Here is a 546-nt window from a genome sequence, read left to right as displayed (position 1 = left end):
GGTGTTCGGCGCGGCTGAGGGTCAGGTCGCGTTCGGCGATATCGTCGGGCGCGGCCAGCAGCACCCGAGCCCCGCGCTGGCGCATTTCCGTGGCCAGGCTCAGCAGGCCCGGCTGTTCGGCGCCGCGCGGGGCGAACACCAGCAACGGGTAGTTATCGTCGATCAAGGCCATCGGCCCGTGGCGCACTTCGGCGCTGCTGAAGGCTTCGGCCTGGATCGCCGAGGTTTCCTTGAGCTTGAGCGCGGCTTCCTGAGCGATGGCAAACCCGGCGCCACGGCCGATGACCATCAGGCGCTGGCAGTCGCGCAGGGCGTCGATGGCCAGGCTCCAATCCTGGGTCGCCGCTTCGCGCAGGCCGGCAGGCAGGGCGTGGCAAGCTTCGAGCAGGCCGTCTTCCTGGTTCCAGTGCCCGACCAGTTGGGCGCTGGCGCTCAAGGTGGCGATAAAACTCTTGGTCGCGGCCACGCTACGCTCGGGGCCGGCGCACAGCGGCACATGGAATTCGCAGGCGGCTTCCAGGGGCGAGTCTTCAGCGTTGACCATCG

Annotated in this window: 1 protein-coding gene; it reads right to left on the bottom strand. The window is 68.9% G+C overall.

Annotated elements, in window-relative coordinates:
- On the bottom strand, window positions 1-546 hold a 546-nt coding region (locus tag JFT44_RS28530; RefSeq protein ID WP_198831482.1), incomplete at both ends, for an SIS domain-containing protein.

It is taken from the genome of Pseudomonas sp. MF5691 (assembly GCF_016405645.1).
Classification (GTDB): Bacteria; Pseudomonadota; Gammaproteobacteria; order Pseudomonadales; family Pseudomonadaceae; genus Aquipseudomonas; species Aquipseudomonas shahriarae.
This window is presented reverse-complemented; position numbering and strand designations above follow the sequence as displayed.